The organism is Mycobacterium sp. 3519A (assembly GCF_900240945.1).
Classification (GTDB): Bacteria; Actinomycetota; Actinomycetes; order Mycobacteriales; family Mycobacteriaceae; genus Mycobacterium.
Map to the genome: position 1 here is coordinate 990,838 of NZ_OESG01000014.1, position 24,183 is coordinate 1,015,020.

19 protein-coding genes are annotated in these 24,183 nt (G+C 62.8%); 14 read left to right on the forward strand and 5 right to left on the reverse strand.

What is annotated here, in order from left to right:
- Positions 1-218: 218 nt before the first annotated feature.
- The 3 genes from C1A30_RS25780 (at position 219) to C1A30_RS25790 (ending at position 6,281) form a co-directional block, all read left to right on the forward strand.
- Complete coding sequence (locus tag C1A30_RS25780) at positions 219-521, forward strand: hypothetical protein (protein ID WP_101951149.1); 303 nt, start codon at positions 219-221, stop codon at positions 519-521.
- Between the two features lie 337 nt (positions 522-858).
- Positions 859-4,848, forward strand: coding sequence for a type VII secretion protein EccCa (gene eccCa / locus C1A30_RS25785; RefSeq protein ID WP_369974209.1), 3,990 nt, complete (start codon positions 859-861; stop codon positions 4,846-4,848).
- Positions 4,845-6,281, forward strand: coding sequence for an EsaB/YukD family protein (locus C1A30_RS25790; protein WP_101951151.1), 1,437 nt, complete (start codon positions 4,845-4,847; stop codon positions 6,279-6,281). Before eccCa ends, C1A30_RS25790 begins: the two co-directional genes overlap by 4 nt.
- Here the strand turns inward: C1A30_RS25790 and C1A30_RS36380 are convergent.
- Positions 6,274-6,396: a hypothetical protein gene (locus C1A30_RS36380; RefSeq protein WP_255413259.1), complete on the reverse strand. Its 123-nt coding sequence runs from the start codon at positions 6,394-6,396 to the stop codon at positions 6,274-6,276. The two genes, C1A30_RS25790 and C1A30_RS36380, sit on opposite strands and share 8 nt — an antisense overlap.
- Positions 6,397-6,499: 103 nt before the next feature.
- Here C1A30_RS36380 and mycP point away from each other — a divergent pair, with 103 nt between their 5' ends.
- The 3 genes from mycP (at position 6,500) to eccD (ending at position 11,041) form a co-directional block, all read left to right on the forward strand.
- A complete protein-coding gene (gene mycP / locus C1A30_RS25795; RefSeq protein ID WP_235010200.1) occupies positions 6,500-7,648 on the forward strand; it encodes a type VII secretion-associated serine protease mycosin in 1,149 nt (382 codons plus the stop codon).
- An 860-nt stretch (positions 7,649-8,508) separates the two neighbouring features.
- The gene (locus C1A30_RS25800; protein ID WP_369974181.1) at positions 8,509-9,522 is read left to right on the forward strand and encodes an AAA family ATPase; all 1,014 of its coding nucleotides are present in this window, start codon (positions 8,509-8,511) and stop codon (positions 9,520-9,522) included.
- 28 nt (positions 9,523-9,550) lie between these two features.
- A complete protein-coding gene (eccD, locus tag C1A30_RS25805; protein ID WP_160112793.1) occupies positions 9,551-11,041 on the forward strand; it encodes a type VII secretion integral membrane protein EccD in 1,491 nt (496 codons plus the stop codon).
- Positions 11,042-11,043: 2 nt separating this feature from the next.
- Here the strand turns inward: eccD and eccB are convergent, their stop codons facing one another.
- Both eccB and C1A30_RS25820 read right to left on the reverse strand, forming a co-directional pair.
- Entirely contained in the window at positions 11,044-12,531 is a 1,488-nt protein-coding gene (eccB, locus tag C1A30_RS25810; RefSeq protein ID WP_101951154.1) for a type VII secretion protein EccB, read from the reverse strand.
- A gap of 572 nt (positions 12,532-13,103) precedes the next feature.
- Positions 13,104-13,493 carry a hypothetical protein gene (locus C1A30_RS25820; protein WP_160112794.1) on the reverse strand — a complete coding sequence of 130 codons (390 nt, stop codon included), beginning with the start codon at positions 13,491-13,493 and terminating at the stop codon, positions 13,104-13,106.
- A gap of 95 nt (positions 13,494-13,588) precedes the next feature.
- On the opposite strand from C1A30_RS25820, the gene eccA reads away from it, so the two are divergent.
- Together eccA and C1A30_RS25830 are read left to right on the forward strand one after the other, a co-directional pair.
- Positions 13,589-15,403: a type VII secretion AAA-ATPase EccA gene (gene eccA / locus C1A30_RS25825; protein ID WP_101951157.1), complete on the forward strand. Its 1,815-nt coding sequence runs from the start codon at positions 13,589-13,591 to the stop codon at positions 15,401-15,403.
- Positions 15,404-15,425: 22 nt separating this feature from the next.
- On the forward strand, positions 15,426-16,496 hold the full coding sequence (locus C1A30_RS25830) for a MinD/ParA family protein (RefSeq protein ID WP_369974182.1): 1,071 nt from the start codon (positions 15,426-15,428) through the stop codon (positions 16,494-16,496).
- Positions 16,497-16,506: 10 nt separating this feature from the next.
- On the opposite strand, the gene C1A30_RS25835 is transcribed toward C1A30_RS25830, so the two are convergent.
- Positions 16,507-17,343, reverse strand: a complete 837-nt coding sequence (locus C1A30_RS25835; RefSeq protein ID WP_255413260.1) for a DUF5336 domain-containing protein — start codon at positions 17,341-17,343, stop codon at positions 16,507-16,509.
- A 31-nt stretch (positions 17,344-17,374) separates the two neighbouring features.
- Positions 17,375-18,970: a type VII secretion protein EccE gene (gene eccE / locus C1A30_RS25840; RefSeq protein ID WP_160112795.1), complete on the reverse strand. Its 1,596-nt coding sequence runs from the start codon at positions 18,968-18,970 to the stop codon at positions 17,375-17,377.
- Between the two features lie 581 nt (positions 18,971-19,551).
- On the opposite strand from eccE, the gene C1A30_RS25845 reads away from it, so the two are divergent.
- From C1A30_RS25845 to C1A30_RS25870, 6 genes are read left to right on the forward strand one after another with little or no spacing between them, the layout of a single operon-like run.
- Complete coding sequence (locus tag C1A30_RS25845) at positions 19,552-20,874, forward strand: hypothetical protein (protein ID WP_101951160.1); 1,323 nt, start codon at positions 19,552-19,554, stop codon at positions 20,872-20,874.
- 21 nt (positions 20,875-20,895) lie between these two features.
- Positions 20,896-21,189: a PE family protein gene (locus C1A30_RS25850; RefSeq protein ID WP_235010201.1), complete on the forward strand. Its 294-nt coding sequence runs from the start codon at positions 20,896-20,898 to the stop codon at positions 21,187-21,189.
- A 48-nt stretch (positions 21,190-21,237) separates the two neighbouring features.
- Complete coding sequence (locus C1A30_RS25855; RefSeq protein WP_101951162.1) at positions 21,238-22,320, forward strand: PPE domain-containing protein; 1,083 nt, start codon at positions 21,238-21,240, stop codon at positions 22,318-22,320.
- Positions 22,317-23,189: an ESX secretion-associated protein EspG gene (locus C1A30_RS25860; protein WP_101951163.1), complete on the forward strand. Its 873-nt coding sequence runs from the start codon at positions 22,317-22,319 to the stop codon at positions 23,187-23,189. Before C1A30_RS25855 ends, C1A30_RS25860 begins: the two co-directional genes overlap by 4 nt.
- A gap of 17 nt (positions 23,190-23,206) precedes the next feature.
- Positions 23,207-23,476 carry a WXG100 family type VII secretion target gene (locus C1A30_RS25865; RefSeq protein ID WP_101951164.1) on the forward strand — a complete coding sequence of 90 codons (270 nt, stop codon included), beginning with the start codon at positions 23,207-23,209 and terminating at the stop codon, positions 23,474-23,476.
- Between the two features lie 17 nt (positions 23,477-23,493).
- Entirely contained in the window at positions 23,494-23,778 is a 285-nt protein-coding gene (locus C1A30_RS25870; protein WP_101951165.1) for a hypothetical protein, read from the forward strand.
- Positions 23,779-24,183: the final 405 nt, after the last annotated feature.

Sequence of the window (24,183 nt, forward strand, 5' to 3'; positions counted from 1 at the left end):
GTCGACGTCATGTGGTCGCCGACGGACAGCCGCACAAGAGAAAGTCTTCGGCTCGCGATTTCGCGAATGGGTCGCATGCATGAAATGCGCTCGCCTACAGTCCCCTTCAGGCCGGGCGTGCTTTACCTTGTCTTGAAGACCACGGCGTGATCTGCCACAGCCGCCTAGGATGTCACAGCGGCTAAGGCCCCATCGCCGACCCGATCAGAGGACAGAGTATGTCTGCAGAATTTCGCGGCTCGCCCGACGACCTGCGAAGGGTGTCCCAGCACCTCGCGGACTCCAAGGCCCATATGGAAGCGATTTTGGCGTTCATGTCGGCGAATTTGCCCGACGACAATTCCGCCCCCTGGGGCAACGACGACATCGGCAAGAACTTCGCCGACGGAGACTCGGGTTACCTGGCGCAGTGGCACTGGGTAGAGGACTCGATCAGAGCGAAAGCCAAACTCTTGGGCGATTACTCCAACTCGCTGAGGACGGCGGCAGATACTTTCGAGCAGCAGGACAGCGACGTCTGATCTGTCCAGTCGCTTCGAGTGGCGTAACGGGGTAACTCCCGCGTCGATTCGAAATGATGAAGGCCCACCATAATCCCGCGCATGCGATGAATAGTCCGATGGTGGGGCTGTGTCTGTAGCCTTTGGGTGAAGTTGCCGGCGATGTGAGAGTGGTTCTGCGGGAACGTGTTAGCGGCTGCCGAGCTGGCAGTTTTCAGCCCGTTGTCCATTTCTCGCCAGCCCTTGCACCGACTGGTGCGTGGGTTTATTTGCGCGCGGCGCCAAGGAGTGCGTGAGGTGGGATCCGACTGAAGGAGGTCGCGTCGTGACGCGGCAGGGGTTCGTTCGACGGCTGCGTATGGCGCCTCCGCGAATGCCGGGCGGCGAAGTCAATCTCCAATCTCCGCCCGAAGTTCCCCGTGTCGTGCCGGCCAATATGTTGGCCAGACTCATGCCGCTCGTCATGATCGTCGCGGTCGTCGGCATGATCGCGTTGATGGTGACGGTCGGTGGTCGCGACTTGACCAGGAATCCGACGTTCCTCATCTTCCCGATGATGATGGTGATGTCCGTTGCTGGAATGTTCATGGGTGGTGCGGGCCGACCGGGCAAAGCGGCAGCCGAGCTGAACGAGGAACGCAAAGACTACTTTAGTTACCTCGCGGACTTGCGCCGGGATGCTGATGAGACCAGCAACAGCCAACGGAGCGCGCTGGAATGGAGCCATCCAGATCCCCGGGCACTCATCGATCTTGTCGGTACGCGGCGAATGTGGGAGCGCCAACCGACCGACAGCGACTTCTGCCACGTTCGGGTCGGAGTCGGAACGCACCGGTTAGCAACGAGATTGATCGCGCCGGAAACCGGTCCACCGGAAGATCTCGAGCCAGTGTCCACAATCGCTCTGCGGCGCTTCGTGAGTACCCACTCCGTTGTTCACGCCCTGCCGACTGCGGTGTCGCTGCGGAGCTTCTCCGCCGTGCGTTTTGACGGTGATCGCGACTTGGCTCGCCAGATGGTGCGCTCGATGTTGCTGGAACTCTGCGTGTTTCACGGCCCTGATCATCTCCAGATTGCCATTGTCACCGCAGATCCGGACGCTGCGACCTGGAGTTGGGTGAAGTGGCTGCCGCACGCTCAGCATCGATCGGCACGAGACGGATGCGGCACCATGCGGCTGTTGTTCCCATCTCTGGCTCTGTTGGAGGCCTCATTGGCCACCGATCTGGCCGAGCGCACCCGGTTTGCCCGTAACTCGGCGCTGCCCGAGGGGATGTCTCAGTTGGTCGTTGTCATTGATGACGGGTACACGTCCGGCGATGAACGGTTGATCACCGAGTCGGGTGTGGACAGCGTCACGGTGCTCGACCTAAACGGGCCGGGCGAGTCATCTGGGACGCGCCGGGCACTGCAGTTGTTTGTCGAGGGGCAAGATGTCGCCGCGCGAACCGGCGCGGCGATGGAGCGATTCGCGACCCCGGACCAGCTCAGCCTCGCAGAGGCGGACGCTGTCGCCCGCGCTTTGAGTCGCTACCGAACGGGCGGTGCAGCCCATATCGCCAATCTCGGATCAGAAGCACGCGCATCTGATCCCGGTCTGATGGCGTTGCTCGGAATTCCCGATGCCGCCGACATCGTGCCCGCGGACGTGTGGCGCAAACGCACGCCGCGCGAACGGCTCCGGGTGCCGGTGGGCTACACAGCGAGCGGTCAACCGCTGGAACTCGATATCAAGGAGTCAGCCGAGGGAGGCATGGGTCCGCACGGTCTGTGCATTGGGGCGACTGGTTCTGGCAAGTCGGAGTTTCTGCGGACTCTCGTGCTGGCCATGATCACATCCCACTCACCCGACGTCTTGAACCTGATCTTGGTCGACTTCAAGGGTGGAGCGACCTTCCTTGGTCTGGAGGGCGTCGCACACATCGCGGCAATCATCACCAATCTCGAAGACGAATTGACGATGGTGGACCGCATGCGCGATGCCCTTGCGGGCGAAATGAACCGGCGTCAGGAGCTGTTGCGGTCGGCAGGAAACTTCGCCAACGTCACGGAGTACGAACGGGCCAGAGTCAACGGCGCCGACCTCGACCCTCTACCGGCATTGTTCATCGTTGTCGATGAGTTCTCCGAATTGCTCTCTCAACGACCCGATTTCGCCGAACTATTCGTGATGATCGGCCGACTCGGCCGATCATTGCACATCCACCTGCTGCTCGCTTCTCAACGCCTTGAGGAGGGCAAGCTCCGGGGACTGGACTCTCACCTGTCGTACCGCATCGGGCTCAAGACCTTCTCGGCCGGCGAGTCGCGCAGTGTGCTCGGCGTGCCAGACGCATACCACCTCCCCAGCGTCCCGGGCTCTGCGTTTCTCAAGTGCGACGCTGACCAACCCGTCCGCTTCAATGCGTCCTATGTGTCGGGTGAGTATGTGCGACCCCGCAGGAACCCCAAAACCGGACGGCCATCTCGCCTCGGCCCCCGCGCACTGAAGGTGTTCACGGCCACGCCGGTGGAACGGGATCCGGCCCCGACGACAGCTGAGGACGGTTCGCTGGCCGTCGCTGACCCATCGTCGGAGCCGACGAGGGCCAGTCTGCTTGACGTTGTCGTATCCAGACTGCGCGGCCACGGGCGACCTGCGCACGAAGTCTGGCTTCCGCCGCTGGAAGAGAGCCCGGCCGTCGATACGCTGCTGCCCGTCTCGCCATGGTCTGATCCCCGCAACGTCAACGGGCGATTGCTGTTGCCGGTCGGCGTAGTGGACCGACCCTACGATCAACAGCGCGATGTACTGGTGCTCGACCTGTCCGGTGCACGGGGCAACGTGGCCGTTGTCGGCGGTCCGCAGTCGGGTAAGTCGACGACGCTTCGCACGCTCATCACGTCCGCGGCGGCCACACACACACCTGAACAGCTCCAATTCTTCTGTCTGGACTTCGGCGGCGGCACTCTCGGCAGCCTGACCAGTCTCCCCCACGTCGGTGGCGTCGCTGGACGGATGGACGGTGACCGTGTTCGCCGGACTGTCGCTGAGGTCGTCGGGGTCCTGAGGGAACGTGAGTCCAGATTTCGTGAACTCGGAATCGAATCGATGCGCGATTTCCGCCAGCGGAAGGCGAAGTTGGCCGGGATGCCGACCGATCAAGCGGCCCGGGATCCGTTGGCGGCCGACAAATTCGGCGACGTCGTGCTCGTTGTGGACGGCTGGGCCTCCATCCGTAGTGACTTCGAATCTCTTGAACCTGCGCTGCAGGCCATCGCAATCGGCGGCCTGTCGTACGGAATCCACCTCGCGATCAGCGCCAGTCGCTGGATGGAAATTCGACCCGCAGTCAAAGACATGCTCGGAACCCGCGTCGAGCTTCGGATGGGCGACCCGATGGACAGTGAAATCGGACGGCGGTGGGCCGAATTGGTACCGGTCGGCAGACCGGGACGGGGGATGAGCTCTGAGAAACTGCACATCTTGATCGGACTGCCGCGACTGGATGGTTCCTCGGACGTGGAGAGCCTGCCGGCCGGTGTGAATGAGGCATGCGTCGCCGTCCGCCAATTCTATGGCCGGCGCGAGGCGCCGAGGGTTCGGATGCTTCCACACGACATTGAACGAAGCGAGGTCGTCGCCGTCGCCGCGCGCGCTGGTGCGTTGGGCAAATCTCGAGTTGCCATCGGTGTCAATGAGTCTGAGTTGTCGGTCGTGACGATCGATTTCGAGACACAACCGCACATGGTCGTGATCGGGGACAGCGAATGCGGCAAGACCGAACTTCTACGCAATATCGCCCACGGTCTGATGGAGAATGCTTCTCCAGAGCAGTGCAAGATCATTCTGGTCGACTTCCGTCGTACGTTGCTCGGCGTTGTCGACAACGATTACCTGGCGGGTTACGCGACAGCGGCGCAGTCGTGTGCTGAATTGATGACCGCGCTCGGCGAAACGTTGAAGAACCGGCTGCCCCCCAGCGATATCACCCCGCAGCAACTCAAAGACCGCGCCTGGTGGAATGGCCCTGAGATCTTCGTCCTCATCGACGACTACGACCTGATTCCCGGCGGGACCCTCAATCACCCACTCGGACCTCTCGTCGAGTACCTCCCACAGGCCCGCGACATCGGTCTGCGCGTGGTTGTCGCGCGAAGGATTGGCGGAGCCGGACGCGCGATGATGGATCCGATCATCGGTCGGCTCAAGGATCTTTCCTGCAATGGCCTGGTGATGAGCGGAACGAAAGAAGAGGGTGCCCTATTCGGCGTCAAGGCTGCGCCGATGCCACCTGGTCGCGGCATGCTGATCTCCCGCACACTCAAAAGCGATGTGATCCAACTGGCGCGGAGTCCGCAGTCATGACCGACCTCAGCGCACCGAACCAATCCACACCTCTGACTCCTGAGCGTATCCGGTTGTCGTTGAGAGGAATTCGCGCGCAGGTCGACGTATCACTGCCGTTGGACGTCCCGGTGGCCGGGTTGATTCCTATCCTGACGGTCCTGTTCCGGCCCGACGGCGAGGCGCAGTCCGACGCAACTGCCGAGGCCAGCGCCGGTGAGTCCACATCGGAAGTATGGGTATTACGCCGCGACGACGTCGACACCCCGTTGGCGTCGGACACGACCCTTCGGGCCGCCGGACTGGTGGATGGCGGCACACTTCGGCTGACGTCCACCCCCGCATTGAGCGGGCCGATGCTGTACGACGACGTCGTCGATGCCACGGCAACGCTGAACAAGACCGTGCACGCCGGATGGGACGCTTCAGCGGCACGCGCGATGGCGTTCGCGGGCATCGCGGCGGTGTCCGCGACATGGGCCTACCTTGTTCTGGCTCACCAGTTTTCCCAAAACCGTTCCGCGTTGGCCGGCATGGCGCTGCTGTGGGCTCTCGCTCTCGTCGGCGGCGCCTGTTTGGCGGTACGCGCGTTCGAAGAAGCCGAGATCGGTGTCGCGCTCGGCTCGGCGGCACTGCCGATCACCGGTGCGGTGGTGTGGGAGGCGGCCTCCGGCCTGGCGGCGTATCGCCCGCTGACGTTCTGCGGGCTGATGATGGTCTTGGTCTACCTGCTCATGCGCGTCATCCGGAAGCGGTACTGGGCACACCTTGCTGCCGGCGTAGTCCTGGCCTTGGCCATGGTCGCGGTTTCGGTGTCCCTCGCAGGCGTTCGTCGTGACCTGGTCGGAATCGGCCTGTCGGTGACCGCCGTCGCGACATGCGCTGCGCTGGGCCGCATGTCGACCACTTTCAGATGGTTCACGTTCGCGCGACGGGCGGAGAAGCGGTCCCCCGCCGCCGACCGTCCAGACGATCCAGCGCAGTTAGCACAGGCGGTCTGGGAACGACGACAGTCGGCCAAGGTAGCCCGGTGGGGTTTGCGCGTCGGTTTAGCAGTAAGCACCGCGCTGGGCGCGGTCTGGCTCCTGTGGCCGACACTGCCCGTGCGGTGGTCTGACCTGGCATTCGCCGCGTTGTGTACCGCGATACTGACGTCGCATGCACAAGGAGTCTCGGCGCGACCAGAGCGAATCAGCCTGAACCTGGTCGCCGCGGCACTCGGTGTCTTCACCTGCTGGCGTGCCCATGACGGGACGGCGGTCATGCGGTTGACGGCTTTCGGTGTCGCGCTGACCGCCTCGGCATTGATTGTCCTCATCACGGCTCGAGACCGCAGCGACGAGAGGTTGGACTGGATCGGCCAGATTCTCCCGCACAGTATGTATTTCAGTGTCGCCTTGCTGATCCCGTCCGTCGCCTGGGTAGTAAGGACGCATGGCGGCGTGATCATATGACGATCCGATGCGTGTCGGTGGTGTCGGTGGTGTTGTACACGGCCAGCGCGACCCTGGCCCCGGCAGCGGCTTTCGCGGTCGATCCGCCGATCATCGCGCCTGGGCTGCCGCCCACAGGACCCGTCGCCCCTCTTGGCCCGACCGAGCAGAAGGCCGTGTGCGGAACCGGAGCCGTTGTTCCCGGTAGTCGATTCCGGTCCCGGTCCGCCGCGGACGAAATGCTCGATTTCACCGCGGCGTGGCGCTTTTCACGCGGCGCCGGACAACGCGTTGCAGTTATCGATACCGGCGTGGCGCCTGATCTTCGGCTCCCTGCTCTCGTACCTGGCGGAGACTATGTTTCCACCTCTGACGGCCTTTCAGATTGCGACGTCCATGGCACCTTGGTCGCCGGTCTCATCGCGGCGGCGCCCAGCCCCAACGACGGATTCGCGGGAGTGGCACCGGACGCGACCATCATCTCGATCCGCCAGAACAGCGCGTCCTTCTCGGCACAGGGCAACGGGACGTCGCAGACCGACCCGAATGCTCTTTCATCGGGATACGGCAACACCTTCACACTCGCGCTGGCGGTCGCCCACGCGGTGGATATAGGGGCGACCGTCATCAACTTATCTGAAGTGGCGTGCGCGCCGACGGCATCGGGCTTGGATGACGCCGCGCTTGGACAGTCGGTCCGGTATGCCTTCGAGCACAACGTGGTGGTGGTGGCGGCCGCTGGCAACGTGAACGCGAACGGTCTCTGCAGGACTCAAAATGGCGAACACGATCCGAATCTCTCGATAGAAGACGCGTGGAAGTCGGTTTCCACGGTCGCTAGCCCGGCCTGGTTCGACGATTACGTCCTGACCGTCGGGTCTGTAGCTCCAGACGGCCACCCGAGCGACTTCTCGCTGCACGGCCCGTGGATAGACGTCGCCGCACCCGGCGAAAATGTAACTTCCCTCGGTCCCAACGGAATCGGGCTCATCAACGCGATACCCAACGCACAGGGTGGTTTGGCCGAGATCAACGGGACCAGCTTCGCGGCCGCATTGGTCTCCGGTGAGGTCGCCCTGGTGCGGTCCCGGTTCCCGCAGCTCTCGGCCGCCGAAGTGATGGACAGGGTCAAGCGCACCGCTCACACTCCCGAACAAGGTCCCAATACCGCAACCGGATACGGTGTCGTGGATCCGGTTGCGGCCGTGACCGATGACATCCTGCCCTCTACCGGCGTACCCGATTCTGCCCTGGCCCATCCGATAGCGGCGCCGCCGCGCCCCTCGGTGGATCACCGAATGCTGCACATCGTGCTCAGCGTGCTTGGCGCGTGCCTGGCTGTAGCACTCATCGCCACCCTGTTGATCGGGAAGCCGCAGGAACGTTGACGTGAGTCAGGAGATTCCAGCGACACAGCCGCATTCGGATGTCAACGCGGTGAATCCGCGGCGTTGCGGTGCTTCCAGTAGCGCCCGTCATCACGTTGTCCCCACCCACCCAGAATTCCGTACTGAGGGCCTGCGCCCGGAACCGAGGTTCGTCTTTGGCCGCGACTGAATACCCCGATGAATGGAACGCCGACGAAACGCGTCCCCATTTCGAACCGCACGATGGCATCGAAACATTCGGCCACACCGGTGAACACGAACCGCACTGGCCCGTGCCCCCGGGCGACGCGGACTTCGATGAAGTGGAAGAAAGAGCAGCAGAACTGCTGGCCCAGATGGCTCATCGCCGCCCGGCATTGGGCAGCGCTTTCCCTGCAGTCGTCGAGCCGGACCCGCCGTTAGACAACGATGACGCCTACCCCAGCGAGATGATCCTTCCTGACCCGGAGTCGACCTCTCAGCTTCGATTCGAGCCTGACGAGGATGCAGCCACCGAACCGCAAGCGGCACATCTTGATAGCGCTGATGTATCGCCTGACGTGCCTACCCAATCGCCCGTCGGTGGTGACCGTCACCCCGCTCGGCACATCACGCCACCGCCGTGGCAGACGTCCGTTCCGCCAGTCCGGGGCGATGACCGATCCGACGATGGGGGGAGCTCACTGCTGTCCCGCCACGACGGGTCATCCGATCTGGACGGGCCGCCGCCGGCGCCATCACCTCCCCGGCAGCCACCAGGGGCTGTTCCGGACTGGCGACAGATGATGCCGGAACCCGCACCAGGATGGCCACCTCCTCCGCCCGGCTGGCCGTACGGGCCGCCGCCGCTCCCACCGCCGGGATGGCGACGCGTTCGCCCCGTGGACCGGCCGGTCTCTGTGGCGCCGCCGCTCGACCCCGCCTCATCGCGGAGCCTGGCGACGCCGCCGTCGCTGGACGAGGTCGAGATCATCAAACATGCGCGCCAGGCGCCGACGTCGGGGTGGCAACGAATGGTGTATCTGCTTTCAGGTGGCCTGATCACCCCGCGGCCGTCGCGCAGGGAGCGCGAACGCGAGGAACTTCTCGAACGGATCCGGCGGCCATTTGTCGGCGACTTCCGTATTGCAGTGATGTCCATCAAGGGCGGCGTCGGCAAGACCACCACCACACTGGGCTTGGGTTCGGCGTTGGCCACGGTGCGCACCGACCGCGTGATCGCCGTTGACGCCAACCCTGATTGTGGGACGCTTGCCGACCGCGTCCTGGACGCCTCGACGTCATCCACCGTGCGAGACCTGCTGCGCGATCACAGCATCCGGCGATACGCCGACGTGCGCAGCCACACCCGGATGGCGACAAGTCGCCTAGAAGTACTTGCCAGCGAGCAGGATCCTGCTGTGGCAGAAGTGTTTGGAGAGGCTGATTACCGCCGGACCATGGAAATTCTGGGTGACTACTACAATCTGATCCTCACTGACTGTGGCACCGGCATCATGCATTCGGCGATGGTTGGAGTGCTCGATCTGGCTGACACCATCGTGTTGGTCAGTTCACCCGCGATCGATGCCACACGAAGTGCCGCAGCAGCTTTGGATTGGCTGGTAGAACATGGTCGCGCGGACCTGGTCCGCGAGGCACAAGTAGTACTCAGCGCGTCACGGCCGGGCTCGGCATCGCTGCGTGTGGACAAGGTGTGTGAATACTTCGAAGCACGTTGTGGTTCGGTACACGTGATCCCCTTTGAACCGCATCTGGCCGAGGGTGCCGACTTCGACTTCGGACTCCTCAGAGCGGAGACTGCGCAGGCCTATCTCGAACTGGCGGGTGCGGTGTCGGATAAGTTCGCGTCCTCGCGTCCTTTGTCTCGAACCCGTCGACGTCCCGGGCCGTGAGGACTTGGTAAGGAAAGGCAGGTGACTGGTGAGCTTGCCGCACCCGTCTTCTGAGCCAGATGCCGGCGGCGAGGAGGAGTTCAGTCGGATCACCGTACTGGTGGGCCGTCAGCTCATCGACGTCGGTGTCGACGCTGGACTCGGTGTTTCTGTGGTGGCGAACGACGTCATCGAACTCGCTGAGCTGCAGCCGTCTGTCCCAACGGATCCGATGATCGAGTATGGGAGTGGCGACGACAAGTGGACGCTCGCCCGACTGACCGGAGCCATGATCGATCCCGACCAGTCGCTGGCAGAGGCCGACGTGCGCGACGGCGAGATCTTGATGATCCAGCCGACGGACGCACCCGAATCGTCGATCCTGGTCGACAGCATCGCAGACAACGCCGAAATGCGAGATGCCGGCCGTTCACTAGCCCGGGGCGCTCACGCGACAACGGCATGGTTGTTGTTCGGCGGTCTGGTCTCGCTGTTGCCGACGCTGACTTTGTCAGCAGCTAGCAGACCATCATCGATCGTCACATTCCCGGTGGCTGTCGTCTTAGCATTCGTGGTGGGGATCGCTTGTGTAGCAAGCGGATGGATTTTGGCCTACCGACCGAAGCGCCGACGCCTATCCGCGGGGCTGTGCGGCCTGGGACTGCCGCTGATCCTTGCCGCCGGATTCCTGGCGCTACCGGGCAGTGGACAACTAGCCGCCTTGTCCATGGCCCTGGCGATCGTCGGAGCGGTTGCTGTGCTGCAGCTTCTGATCACCGACTTGGCCCGAGCGGCCCACACTGCCATCATCTGTCTTGCTGCCGTGGGCGCACCCGCCATGGCAGCACAGATGGCGTGGGGTGGTGATCCTGCTGTGGCCGGGTCCATTATCGCCGCCGGTGGCGTGCTGACCGTCTACCTCGCACCAAGAGTGACGATCCTGCTGTCAAGACTTCCGATACCCCGGGTTCCTACCGCTGGTGAGCCGCTCGACGAGATCGAAACCGAAGGTGGCACCAACGTGGAGGGCGTCAATGCGTTGGGGAAGCAGGTGATTCCCACTGAGGAGGGAATGGCACAACGTGTCGGTCGAGCTACGGAGCATTTGACCGGAATTGTGGCGGCCACCACCATTCTGGTTATCGCGGGTTGTTTCCTCACGCTTGATCCCCATGGTGGGCTCTCTTGGCAGAAAGAGGTTTTCGTCGCAGCCGCCGCTACCGCTCTGTGCCTACGCGGCCGCAGCCATCACAATGTCGTCCAGTCGGCTTTGTTGATCGCCGGAGGTCTTGCGATCGCGTTGATATCCATCATCAGAATGGCAAGTTCCGAGCAGCGGTGGCAGGTTGCCTGCGGAATCGCTCTCGTGGTCTTGGCATCGATAGTTGCGGTCTGCGGGCTGGTCGCGCCACGTCTGGACTTCTCCCCGGTGATGCGCCGGTGGGTCGAGATCGGTGAATATCTGTCGATCGGTCTACTGTTTCCACTGCTGTGTTCGGTCACGAACCTGTACGGCGTGTTTCGCGGGCTACGGCTTTGACATCAGCTCTTCGGCACCGTGACACTTGCGCTGACGCGGTCGGCGACCATCCCGTCGTGGGCGAGTAGCGCTGCGCGCTGGGATAGTTCGGGACCCGGCGGAAGCAACGACAGTATCGCCCATGGAGCAGGCTGAGGGGTGTCTTGTGTCCCACCGGTTACCGGGACGCCGACCAGACCGAGTGCGGCCGCTGCCGAAGCATCAGCCACGTGATAGCGCACTCCGAGGTCGCTGACATAGAACAGCGCGCCTGCCGCTTGGCTATCGCGCGCAGAACCGATCTCCTGAACATATTCGCCAGTGCCGGGACGCACATAGACGCTGTCGAGCCCCGGGCCGTCGCCGTCAGCGGTCGCCAGCGCGACCGGCCGCGCGGCGGCGCTCAGGGGAAGGTGACTGCCCACCAGAAGCCGGGTGTCAGCTGTGGTGGCGGCCGACCCACGCTGCCACGACATACACACCACCGGACTGGAGCTAGCCGGAATGAAAACCGGTGCAACGGAGGGATAGTGATCGATTGGCAAGTTGTGGACCACGGGCGCCCGGCTGATCAGCGCGGCTGCCAACGGCTGGGCTGCCGTTGGCAATTGCGGATTTCCGTAACGGATGATGTCGGCGGCGGGAGCTGAAATCGGCTGCAGCCCCTCACGCGTCGCTACGTAGAGTTGGCTGCCGCGAGAATCGGCACTCTGCAGGATGGCGCCCACCTGATATCCCGGCGGCAGATAGGCGGTTTGTTCACCCGCGCCATTGATTGTGATCGGTGAAATCGGATCGACCAGTGGAAATGACTCCAAAAGGCCCCGGGACACTTCGCGCGCGTCGTCGGGTCCTAATCGCAAGGCGGCGCGGATGATCGGGTTCGCCGGATCGATCGACGCTCGCACCCCTTGGTAAATCAGGTAGGTTGCGCCGTCTGTGACCGCGAGGATCGATTGCTCTGCCGATGCGGCATGGATCGCCCCGTCCAGATCGGGATCGTTGGCCAACACGGACGTCGTGACCGTTGGGATGCCGTCCGGAGCTTGCGTGGAGTCGCAAACCGTCCACGACGACATCGTCATGTCGTCCCCGCCGGCGATGCTCGTTGGAGCCCCGATGATTCCGACGGCCGGTCCGAGCGGAACCGAGTTGATGAACTTGTCGTCAACCTGGATCGGGGGGTCGTTCCGTCCGGCGATGAGCCGCGCCGATGCGAGATTGAGGGCAGGGTGCAACCGATCGCCGATGCGCACGAGCAGTTGACCATTGCCCTTACCAATCATGATCGAAGAGTTGCCGAAGTTGGGAGCCGGCTTCATGAAAGCCAACACAGCCCCAGTCCCACAGAGGAGGACAGCGATGACGATGCCCACCGACATCGCGCGCATCTGACCGCGCATGGGATCGTGGATCATGCGTGAATCAGCGCGGATCAGCGCGTGTTCGAGGCGCCTGATCAGAAACCGATACCCGTTGACTTGTGCGCGGGTGGTGACTTGAGCTGGCATACCGACCCCTAATAGCGTCAATGGATTTCCGGCGCAAACCGAATTCTACGGACCGGACGGGTACTGGCGCCGACGGCCATCAGCGTGGCTTAAGCCACGGTGTCGAAATATTGATGGCGCACCGAAGGTGCCGCGCGATAACGTCATCGTCGGGAGGGACCAGGCGATCGGCAATACGAGTGACCGTTAGACGTCCGGAGGAGTCGGTCTGGCGTCGTGAGACATCTGAGGATGGAACAAGGTCCCGTCGTGCCGAGCCAAAGCTGATTGTTGGAGTGCGGATAACTCTTGGGTGAACCGGTCGAGCAAGTGTTGATGACGCTCGGTCGCCAACTTCGCGGCCGCGTAGGCAGTTTGGACAATTTGCGTCGCCAGGAGGTCTGCCCCGTTGCTGCAGGCCGCGGGACCGAGCCAGAGTCCCGTCATGGCGGCATAGCCGTCGACTTCGACGCTGACGGTCCGGTCTCGATTGGTGACCCGAACCCTGATCGATTGACACTGATCGTGCATAGCGTGAATGAGATCGCGCTGCTTGTAGACCCGAGCAACGACCGAATGCGCGAGGCCATCAGTCATCGCGCTGCGTTCCAGTCAGGCGCAAGGTATCCGGGCTCTCCCTCGTCGTTGAAGTATTCGGACTCGGCAACATCGAGTTGGGCCTCGGTACACAAATGCAACACGCGAATGACGGACTCGCTCAAACCCCGCGACAAGAGTTCACGCCGAAGATCGACTTGTGCTCGCTTGGCCGACAGCTGGCACAATGTCAGGATTTCATGGGCGAGTTGCTCGGGGGCTGCTCTCAGCTCTCGGCGTTCGAGCTTCACCGCCGTCGGCAGACCCCGATCGGTGGTGTGCACGACGATGCCACCACTTTTTGACCGCATCGATTGCGTCATACTGTCCTCACCTTTCAAGTACTCGAAATCAATTGTGCGCGTGCTTTGTACGATGATATTCAATCGAACAGTCGATGAGTATCGCTCACGAGATGTCATGTTGATCGATGCAAACAGGATCGCGCATACAGCTTGATGAATTGGAGTTGAGCCACCGAATGAGTAGTGCTGGTATGAGTGCGCAGCGAGTCTTCGACGCCGGTGTCCTCTCACTGGGGATCTCCATTGACGGCATGCAGGTGGCGCGCGATGTCGCATACGCGGCCAAAGCATTCCAGCGCGCGACCGACTACGACCAGGACATGTGCGACGCCTGGATGGGCCGGGCGGCGACCGGTGAGTCAACTCCAGAAGTGATTCATCACCTTTACAGAACCCGCGCAGCGCTCGGCCGTGAGCAGCGACGCCTCGGCTTGCCGCCGCGGACTCTGGGCGGCCGGTTCGAAACTGGTCTGTACCTCGATTACAGTATGAGCTCATTGGCAGAGATCGAGCTGGCCTACGCGGCCAGTCTGATCCAGGGCATGGATTATCAAGAGGCCGAGCATCTACTCGCCGAGCTTGGGCAGAGGCGCGCGTTCGAAGCTGACGGCTATGCGAGCCTCGAGATATACGCCTACATTCGGGGCGTCTTGTACTTCACGACTCAGCGGTGGCCCGACGTGTTGACGGCGCTCGCCGAATCCGCCTCGTTCACAGATGCATACATCGCTGCGGGCGCCCATCTCATGGTGGGCTCGGCATGCGCGCAAATGGGCCTGTTCGGCGAGGGCATACGCCGCCTCGACCAAGCCATCCATGGACCGATTCCTGCCGCTCAACGCGCAGCCGAATTCTGCAAGGGCCTCACGTTACGTGAGATGGGCGATGAGGTCGAGGCGCGGAAGATCTTCGAACGGATCTACAGCGAGGAGCCGGACTTCGAGGCAAATTACGCAGCTTTGCGCGATCCGAACTTCCGCCTCGTCGTGACGACGAAGGAGGCCATCGAATCTCGGCGGGATAAATGGGATCCCAGCAGTGCACCGAAGGCGTCGGATCTCGCTGCCGAGGACATCACCGAGCGCAACAATGAACATCTGCGGGCTGCGCAGGAGCAACTGGACCGACAGGTCGGTTTGGGCGATGTGAAGATGCAGGTCGCCAAGCTGCGGTCGTCGGTGCGTCTGGCCAAGCTCCGCGAAGACAAAGGACTGGGAACTGCCTCGCGCAGCCTGCACCTCGCCTTCACCGGTCCGCCCGGCACAGGTAAGACCACGATCGCGAGGGTGGTTGCACAAACCTACTGCGGTTTAGGGCTTTTGGAGAGGCTTACGGTCGTCGAGGCTAAGCGGCAGGACTTCGTCGGGCAACATCTCGGGAGCACGGCGATAAAGACCGACGCTCTTATCGACAGCGCCATCGGCGGCGTCTTGTTCATCGATGAGGCCTACACGTTGATCCAGACCGGGCTCTCTGGCGGCGACGCTTTCGGTCGGGAAGCAGTGGACACCCTGCTGGCACGGATGGAGAACGACCGTGACCGCCTTGTCGTCATCATCGCCGGATACGACGCCGAAATCGACCGGTTCCTCGATTCGAACGAGGGCCTGGCATCACGATTCACCAAACGAATCCGTTTCCCGTCCTACAACGCCCAGGAACTCGGCGACATCGGCCAACTGATCGCGAAGTCGAGGGAATCGGAACTCACGTCGGCGGCCTACGACGAACTCGTCGCGGTCTGCGGCCAATTGTGTTCTGAAACCTCCGTCGACCGCGCGGGCAATGTCCGACCGAACATCGATCTGGCAGGAAATGGCCGGTTCGTTCGCAATGTCATCGAGGCTGCAGAAGAAGAACGTGCATTCCGGCTCACCGAGGACTACAGCTCCGACCTCGGCAGCCTCGACGAGGACGTTCTCACCCGAATCGAAGTCGCCGATATCAAGGCGGCACTGCACAGCATCATGCAAACCCTCAATCTCGTTTGACATCCGCGTAAAGGAACAGAGCGTGTCCAAGCACAGCGACACCGGCCACGACGGTCACCCGGACAGGGGTCCGGCCGAGATCGACCACGATACGCCGCCCCCGCCATCTGGTGTCCCCATTGCACCGGCCCTCACCGACTTCACCGGCGAACAACCTAGCCACTACTTGCAGTACGGTCGCCGCACACCAGCGGCAGCTGAACTCGGCCTTGTTCGATCGACAACAGCAGCTCCGCGCCGCGGCTGGCGAAAAGCGTTGCATCGTTTGACGGCTGGCACGCTGAATGTCGGTGAATCGACGGCGCAGGCCGCCGAGCAGGTGCTGATCGAGCGGATCAACCGACCAGTGCGCGGTTCTTTCAGCATCGCTGTGCTCTCCTTGAAGGGCGGCGTCGGGAAGACCACGACAACAGTAGGTCTCGGCACCGCATTCTCGTCCCTGCGCGGTGATCGAGTGATCGCCATCGATGCCAACCCGGACTTCGGGACTCTCGCTCAACGCGGTCCCAATCAGACTCGCTCGACCGTCCGGGACTTACTGGCCGACGGACATCTCGTCCGCTACTCCGACGTTCGGCGGCATACCTCGCAGGGTGCCAGCCGGTTGGAATTTGTTGCTTCAGAGCGCGATCCAGCGGTTTCGGAGGCCTTCTCCGAAGAGGACTATCGAGCTGTCCACAAAATTCTCGATCGGTTCTACAACATCATTCTCATCGATTGTGGAACGGGGCTGACGCACTCGGCGATGCGCGGTGTGCTGGATACGGCAGACGCTTTGGTCATCGTGGCCTCGCCGGCGATCGACGCGGCGCGAAGTGCCCTTGCGACACTGGACTGGCTGGAGCACCACGGCTACGCCGACCTAGTTCCTAAGGCGACGGTCGTCCTGAGTTCGGGGCGAACGGGCGGTGTCCCAATCGATCTCGACCAGATGAGCGGCCACTTCACGGCGCGAGTGGGCGGCGTGTTCGTCATTCCCTACGACGAGCATCTCGCGGAGGGGGGCGAAATCACCGCTTCGCTGATGAACCGAAAGACGCGCTGGCAGTTCATGGAGGTCGCGGCAGCGGTGGCGGACGCTTTCGCTGACTAGCCGTCCGCGGTTAGGCGCCAGGCGGTTGATGGCCGTACTGATGTGCGGTCGGCACGGAACTGTACCCGTGAACACGATCGTGCGCCGACGGCCGCCCCCGCGATGCCCAGTGCGCAGGCTCGGCGCTCGAGAGCCCAGGAGAACCTGACGTTGAGGCGGCAGTCGGGTCCGACACTGGGCCGCTTCGCGCATCCGACGGCACGACACCATGCCGCGCATACCTGGCCTGTAACTGCTCAAACGTTTCCTGTTGCATACCTTTCGCGGGCACTTCAGCCTCAGCAGAGGCAGTCGCCTGAGCCCTGTCCTGCACTGCAGCGCCTGTCCAGGCCTGCGGCTGCGCACACTGGGCGGCATACGCTTGATATGCCAGTGCCATATTCGCGTAGTCCCAGTAGGCAGACCTATCACGAAAATCCGACAGCTCGGCGGTCTGCCGCTGGTTGAGCAAGAGACCTACGGCCGCGACGAGTTGCATGCCGTTGAGCACCGTGACGGTAGGCGGCGACCAGTCGACATCCCGAGTGCTGACTACCGAAGCTAACGCATCCAGGAAAGCCGTCGACGAGAGTGCTGTGACGAACCAACCGTGCGCACTTTCGGTCGGCAACAAGCCAACTGCGGCGACCGCAGCCGCCAGCACCGCCGCGCGCACCGGAAAGCTGTGCAAGACAGACGCGTTGAGACCGACGACATAGATGGCCACCCCGAGGACCACCACCGCGCCGGCGAGAACTACACGTCGTCGCCGTTCCCGTGGCGCACCGGGCGAAACGATTTCAGGGCGCCGCCGATTGCGACGTCGGGGCCAGGTATGACGACGTGCACGCTCGGATGCTGTACTCATGAGCTTCCTCCAATCAGGCGGCCGGGCCCAGTCAGCCGGTCATCTCGAATGCCGCACCGATGTAGCGCATTTCATCGGAGGTCGCCACCATGGTGACGTCTGTTGACCCCGCTGACGTTTGCACTCGCACGATGTCACGGCCATGGTCAAGCAGCTGCAGCATTACGTCGGCATGATCGGCGGGTAGCGCATGAGACGGTTTTATTATCATGGCCGTCGCAGCACTGGGCCCTGACTTTTCCTCGACGGGTATACCGTCGAAAACCTCGACGCTATACCCGTCCCTACTGGAGGGTGATAACTCGTGTTGTTCGTCGTCGCACAGGACTTCAGGATCGCCGACCTCGGCGATCAGGTCTTGCCAGGCAAGCGCTCTGGCACTATGGATCCGGATCCGAGCGCCCAACGCAACCGAGCGCAGCACCACCTGCTGGGCAAGATGAAGGGTTCCGCAGAGCTCTACCCGCGCGATCCCAGGTCCGAACAGTGACAGGGCGACAGCGCGTCCCTGCATGTCTGCCCCGATGATTTGCCCACAGCCCGATACCGGTAGCAAGAGGCCGCATCCGGCGTCCGCAGTTTTGCCGCGAACCCAGTAGCCCAGGCGCCGGCGAGGTGCCGGCGCAGGCAGGGTGCAGCGCAATGCGGGAAGCTGTTCGCCGGGAAGCGATCTGAGACCACCCAGCTCGATGCGGCGCCGGCCGGTCTCGCCGAATCGGGCCAAACCGCGTACCCGGATAAGCGGCGTGCCTCGGTCGCGGCGCACAGTAAGGCATACAGTCGTCGACAGGCTGGGCACAGTCCACAACCGGTCAAGCCGAGAGCTGTCATACATCGTCGGATCGAATGCGAAGCTGCGCCAACGGGCCGGGCTGGAAAGGCACGTCGACCAGGTCTCGTCGATGTGGTCCACGTTGTGGCCGTCGATGAGGTCTGTCGTCGCCTGAACCGCATCGCTTGCGGACAGGATCTCAGGGCGCAAACCCTCATCGGCGAGGCGGTTGACCACACGGCGCGTCGCCGTCGATGCGGTGCGCACCACGCCGTCCCAGTCGCCGCCGCGTCTTGAGACGGCGGCGGGGCATCGGCGTGGGTCGAACCTGATCGCCAGGCACACTTCGCGATGAGCGATCGCGGGCAACGGCCCCAGTACCGCGTCATACGTGGCTGCAGTTCGCCCCCGACCGCGTGAACGTACGCCGTGATTCAACAAAGTGATGGAGTCCAACGGGGTGTCGAATTGATCGAGGCATTCAGCAAGCAGGCCGACTGAGATCCACTGCGCTGAGATCGTCGAATTTGGCTCCATGATCGTCAATATCCGCGGATCACCCTGCAGGCGCACCACAGAGAGCAGGGACTCTCCATCCCGTAGGAATCCGATCGCTGATCCGTCGGGTAGGTTCGCGTCGAAGTGACGGTCGGGTGCTTCGGCAGAGTTCCGGAACAGTTGGCCGTGCCAGAAGTTGAGTCGCGTGATGATTCGTTGCAGCATCGATCGCTTCTTCGTGGGGCAGAGCGCGATCGCCGACGCGACCAGGCCCGTGACCGCGCCGTACCACCCGGGCTGGTGCAGAATCGATACCCCCATGAAGCCAGCGGCGGTCAAACATTGAGCGATCACCACATGCGGCAGTGGAAAAATCCGGTGCAGCGGTATTCCGACGGTAGACGCGAAGTCCGTTGACGTTTTCGATCGTCTTGTAGCTCTGGCCATGGATGTTCTCGGGCTCCTCTCAGCTCACCGAACCCACGCAGTTGCTGCACCGCATCGTCAGACCGAAGAATGTTGTCGCTCAACGAGTTGTCGCATTCCACCATGGCACAGCAGCTAATGACCGAGCCATTGACCGGTGCGCTTGACGGGTCGACACCGACGGGTTGGAGCGGAGCCTAGCGGGGCAACGATGAACTATGGGGCAGGCCCGGAAGAATTCTTGGTGGTGCATAACAAATGTCGATGCGGGCGGTCGGGATTATTCATGGATCGGGAATCGCCGGCGACCCTTTGCCCACCTAGCATCGAGCGCACCGACCACGTGTTAGGGAGACAGGATTGCCCAACTTCGACAACAGCCGCCGAGTTTCGGGCATCGGCGTGCAGCTACAGCGGCAATGCTCTGCTGTATCCGGTATTAGACCCTGATGGCAGATCTCGTGTCACCGGACGGACTTCACCCGCCCGTTGTTGCGCATTCCATACAGTCTGTGCCGCACATCGATCCGGGCACGATCATCGACGCTCACGAAACCAATCTGGCGGACTATCTGAACCAGCCGATCGGTGACATCCTCAAGCGGCTTGGTCTGCCGCCGATAACGCCAGGGCTGCCGCCCGACCACGCACCCAACGCCGATGGTGCCGCTAGTCCCGCGCCGCCCCCCGCCGCACCTCCGCTGGGAGGGGGCGGCAGTCCTTTCGACCCAACCCAACTCATCCAGCCGGTCACCGACGCCCTTGGCACACTCGGTTCCGGTCAGTTCGGCAATTTCGATCCGACCCAGATCTTCAGCGGGATCTCGCAAGCCGTCGAATCGGCAGGCGAGTCCGTGGCACCGGCGTTGTCCCAACTGGCTCAAGCGTGGCAGGGGTCGTCCGCGTCGGCAGCCGGGCAGAAGACCGCGGCGGCGTTGAAAGACGGCTCGGCCATCAGCCAACAAGCCGACGGTCTCAAGCAGAGCGCAACGGTCGCAGCGGCCGCGGTCCAACAGGCTCGAGCACGATTGATGACTGTCATCTCCGAATTCGCGGCCAAGATCGAGGCGATCGGACCCAACATCATTTTCCCGTGGGGAATGGCCGCCGCGATCGAGGCGGCCAACGAGGCGGTCACTGAAACCGGCGAAGTGATGACAGAGACGCAAAACACCCTCGGGGCCCAAACCACGGAAGTCGATGGCGTCGGCAAGCCGGTACCGCTGACGTCCATGGAGCAAGGCCTGAGTCACGTCGGCGCCACGGGCGAGCGCTCTGCGCTCGGCGGATCTCTCGGTGGGCTCGGTGGCGCATCGCTGGGTCAAGCCATCGGCCCGATGATGCAGTTGGCGACGAGTATGGCTTCGCCGGTGATGGAGGGCGTTGGGGCCGTGACTGGCGCAGTTCAACAAGGTACCGCGCAACAACACGGCCAAACCGATGGCCCGCCAGACACCACGCCACTCCCGCCGCCGGGTAGGACCGGCGGGCCGGGAGCAGGAAGTGGCGCGGTACCAGGGCCAGTGAAGGTCGGCGGCCTGACTGGACCGGCGCGTTCGGTGACGTCGTTGGCCGCACCGCAGACCCATTCAGCCTCACCAAATGCCTTGGGCTCGCCGATCGAATCGGCGGGGATGGGTGCGCCGCCCATGATGGGCGGCATGCCGATGGGCCAACGGGGCGCGGGAAACAACGGCAAGAACCATAATGCCGCGGCTTTCTTGCACACCGCAGACCAGGGCGACGAGATCGTCGGTGACCCCGGCGAGGCCGGCACCGCAGTAATCGGCGAAGTTGACCCACGGGTTCGTCCCGACATCGGATTACGTCTCTGACAACACGCGAAAGGAAAAATGATGAGCGAGAACGACTTTCAGATGCAGCCAGCCGAAGTCGTCGATATCACACGACGATTGGACGATCTGGCGACGCGAGTCCAGGCGTTGATAGACACCGAGCGACCCAACCTCAGCCCGGCCGCTGCCGGACACGACGAGGTATCGGGGCGGGTCGCCCAGACGCTCGGCGCGGTCTCGGTCGCTTTCGGTAAGTCGACCGATCAGGGTCTCACTGAGCTGCGTGAGGTCGCCGCGACGCTGCGCTCGCACACAGATCACGTCGTCGATGCCGAAAGCGATTTCGTCCTCTGAGCATCAGACCCGTCGGTTTGCGCTGTCTACGGTGAGGAGGTTGGGAACATGGGCTTTACGAACATAGCCTGGGAATCGCGGAGCGCGGCGGCCTTGGCCGGAAACCTGACCGACGGGCCGGGGCCGACGCCTGTCGGCCAGGCGGGCGCCGCCTGGGTACGGATCGCAGACGAACTGGCCGACGTCGCCAACGATTACAACCGCACAGTGGACAAGCTGAAGGGCGCACTGGTCTCCCAGAGCGGTGATGCCGCCGCACGCAGATTGGACGATCTCGGGCGCTGGCTAGCGGCGGTGAGTCTCAGTGCTGCTGGAAACGGGAACCGTGCCGAGCAGGCGGCGGCCGCTTACACCGCTGCTGTTCTGGCCATGCCCAGTGTGTCAGAAGCAGTGCAAGCCAGAGCAACCCGAGACATGATGGCATCCCTTGCTGCCTACAACGGGGCTGTGCTCAACGGGCAGTTCGCTGAGTTCGACGAGCTCGTCTCGCTTGGCGATGCCAGTGCCGCCGAGGCGATGTATCGATACGAGGACGCGTGCAACGCGCTCGCCGAGCCGTGGGACCAACCCGGGCCGCCCGACGTCTGTTCTGGTGCCGCCCTCGCTGCTGAGCAGGCTAAGCAAATGCAGACAGGCCGAAGAGCAGGACGGCATGACATGGCTTCGCTACCACGGATGCCTCTGCCCCTCACGCCGTTTCAGCCCAGCGAACTGATCTCGGGGAGCAACGTCAAGTCGGCATCGGTGAAGGCAGCGGCCGCTGAGCCAAGCGGCCCCGCCTTGGGTGGTGGTGGCTACGGTCCCATGGCGGCCCTTGCCCGTGGGGGCGGTGCGAACCGCGAACACCAGTCGTCCATTCTGGGCGAAACGCTCGACGGCGGAGGTGAACCGGGCGCGGCGCTCTCGTCATCCGACGTGTCCTGGATGCCGGCGACCCACGCCACTGGTGAGCCATTCACGATCTCCGAAGTCAGCTGGCGTTCCGATGCTGCGTCCTTCGACGCGCCTATGGTCCCTGATGAAACCGAAATAGCCGGCTACCAGGATCAGCCTGCTGGGGCCCTGGAGCAAGTGTCCGACCGATGGGTGTCCACACCGGTCATCGGTGTGGACAAAAAGCTGACACTGTGACGGCCGCAGTGAACGGACCTGTGAGGCTGACCGTCGATCAACTGCGTGCGGTCGCGGTATCTGCGAGGCTAGCCGCACTCCCTACCGTTCTCGGACTGGGTGCGCTGTATCCGTCCACCGGGCGGCACGCTGACGGCGTTCGTCCTCGGCCGCAGGAGAAACTGGACGAGGCGAACCTAACCACCGCCGGACAACGTTATCCCGGAATCGACGCGGCGATATCGGCCCTCGGCCGCCCCGAACGCGAGCTGGCTATGAGATTGGTGACGCCGGACGGCATTGGGCGGTTCAGCGCCGTGCGCCGTGAGAACTCGTCACTGTTGGCCGGACGGGTGGGCGAGGTGATCACAATAGATGACATTGATCCGCACAGCGGTTTGCCCGGCGTCGTCACGGAGCTGCTGGCAGTACTGCCGAGCAGCCGTCCGGCGGAGGTGCTCGCGGTGACGGCGCCACTCGACGATTTCACCGAATGCCTGCGTGACAGCCACGATTCGCGAGAGCTGGCTGATCGTATTCGCACCCTCGGTGTGGAGACGCGCACCGCGATGGCGCTGGGCGCAGCGCTCGGATCGCGCCAGGCGTTCGCCGAAATTGTGTACTACACATTCGTCCCCGGCGAGGGCAGGGTCTCACGCTCAAGCGGTGCGGTGGCCGTCTTCTACACCAAACGCGGCCGAATAGTGTCGGCTCCGAGCGTCTCACCAAGTGGCGAGCCGTGGATTACATTGAAGGCTGGCTCCGATCACGTTGTGCGCCAAGCCATCAATCAGCTCGTTTCGTTATCCGATATTGATTGGGCTACGCCCGTTCGACATCGCGGAGCGAGACCAGGCCGACAACCGCGGTCTAACGAAATCACTAACTAGAGAGGAATCGATGCGACATGACCGTCTCACTTACCCCGGCTGAGGCCGATGCGAAGATCTCACAGATCAACGACGCCCGCGACCAAGCCGTGGCCAAGCTCAAGCAGATCGAGGACACACAGCAGAACATGCTGGCTTCGGCGTGGCACGGCGGCAGTGCCACCAACTACAGCAAGACCTCGGCGCAACAACAGGAGGACTTCAACCAGATCATCAACACCCTCAATGACATTGTTGAAAAGGGCGCCCAGCATATCCGTTCGGTCGCCAACCAAGACAACGGCTAGAAAGGTACATCGAAGCCATGAGTGAAATCCTCTACAACTTCGCCGCGAACAATGCATCGCTCGGCGACATTTCGGGCAACATCCAGGCGATTCAAGAGGTTCGGGCCGATATCGACAACATCTTCAACGCGCTGTCGACGGTCTACGAAGGTGAAGGCGCCATGGCGCTCAACCAGGCCCACATGAAGGTCAGTGCGATGCTCGACGACGCGCTCAACGATGCCTCGAACACCCAAAAGTTCGCTCAAGATCAGCAGGATGCCATGCAGTCCCTTGACCGGGCCAACGCCGCGGCTTTCTGATCGTCAGCCGCTCGGCCCGCGGTCGTCGGGCCGAGCGGCTACCTCATCGTCTGGGTCGGATGTGCCGTCACGCGCCAGCATTGCCGAATTCAACTGGCTGAATGGCAGCTCAACGTATTTGAGCAAGTAGTCACTTTGATGGGCATTTTCCGGACGCCTCTCTGGAGACTGCGCCGTCTCTGCGATCGGATCATGCGCGAAAGATTCGATAACACCCCAGTGAGTCCCATTAAAAAACTACATGGTCACCACAAGAAAGATCATCGACCGAAACGACGCCGAATCGGTGTTCGCCGGTACTTTGGGTTTCAGGTAATCGCGATTGCGCCGGCCAAGCCTGGGTTCGCGCGCCGATTGAACCGCCGTGCGCAACGGTGTCAGCGAATCATCTCTCAACGAGAAAGG

What these genes read in the sequence shown, in the direction of transcription:
- C1A30_RS25855 (WP_101951162.1), top strand. Translation starts at nt 21,238, where the DNA reads ATGGGCTTTACGAACATAGCCTGGGAATCGCGGAGCGCGGCGGCCTTG.
- C1A30_RS25790 (WP_101951151.1), top strand. Translation starts at nt 4,845, where the DNA reads ATGACCGACCTCAGCGCACCGAACCAATCCACACCTCTGACTCCTGAG.
- C1A30_RS25850 (WP_235010201.1), top strand. Translation starts at nt 20,896, where the DNA reads ATGAGCGAGAACGACTTTCAGATGCAGCCAGCCGAAGTCGTCGATATC.
- eccCa (WP_369974209.1), top strand. Translation starts at nt 859, where the DNA reads ATGGCGCCTCCGCGAATGCCGGGCGGCGAAGTCAATCTCCAATCTCCG.
- C1A30_RS25780 (WP_101951149.1), top strand. Translation starts at nt 219, where the DNA reads ATGTCTGCAGAATTTCGCGGCTCGCCCGACGACCTGCGAAGGGTGTCC.
- mycP (WP_235010200.1), top strand. Translation starts at nt 6,500, where the DNA reads ATGCTCGATTTCACCGCGGCGTGGCGCTTTTCACGCGGCGCCGGACAA.
- C1A30_RS25835 (WP_255413260.1), bottom strand. Translation starts at nt 17,343, where the DNA reads ATGAGTACAGCATCCGAGCGTGCACGTCGTCATACCTGGCCCCGACGT.
- eccA (WP_101951157.1), top strand. Translation starts at nt 13,589, where the DNA reads ATGAGTAGTGCTGGTATGAGTGCGCAGCGAGTCTTCGACGCCGGTGTC.
- C1A30_RS25870 (WP_101951165.1), top strand. Translation starts at nt 23,494, where the DNA reads ATGAGTGAAATCCTCTACAACTTCGCCGCGAACAATGCATCGCTCGGC.
- eccB (WP_101951154.1), bottom strand. Translation starts at nt 12,531, where the DNA reads ATGCCAGCTCAAGTCACCACCCGCGCACAAGTCAACGGGTATCGGTTT.
- C1A30_RS25865 (WP_101951164.1), top strand. Translation starts at nt 23,207, where the DNA reads ATGACCGTCTCACTTACCCCGGCTGAGGCCGATGCGAAGATCTCACAG.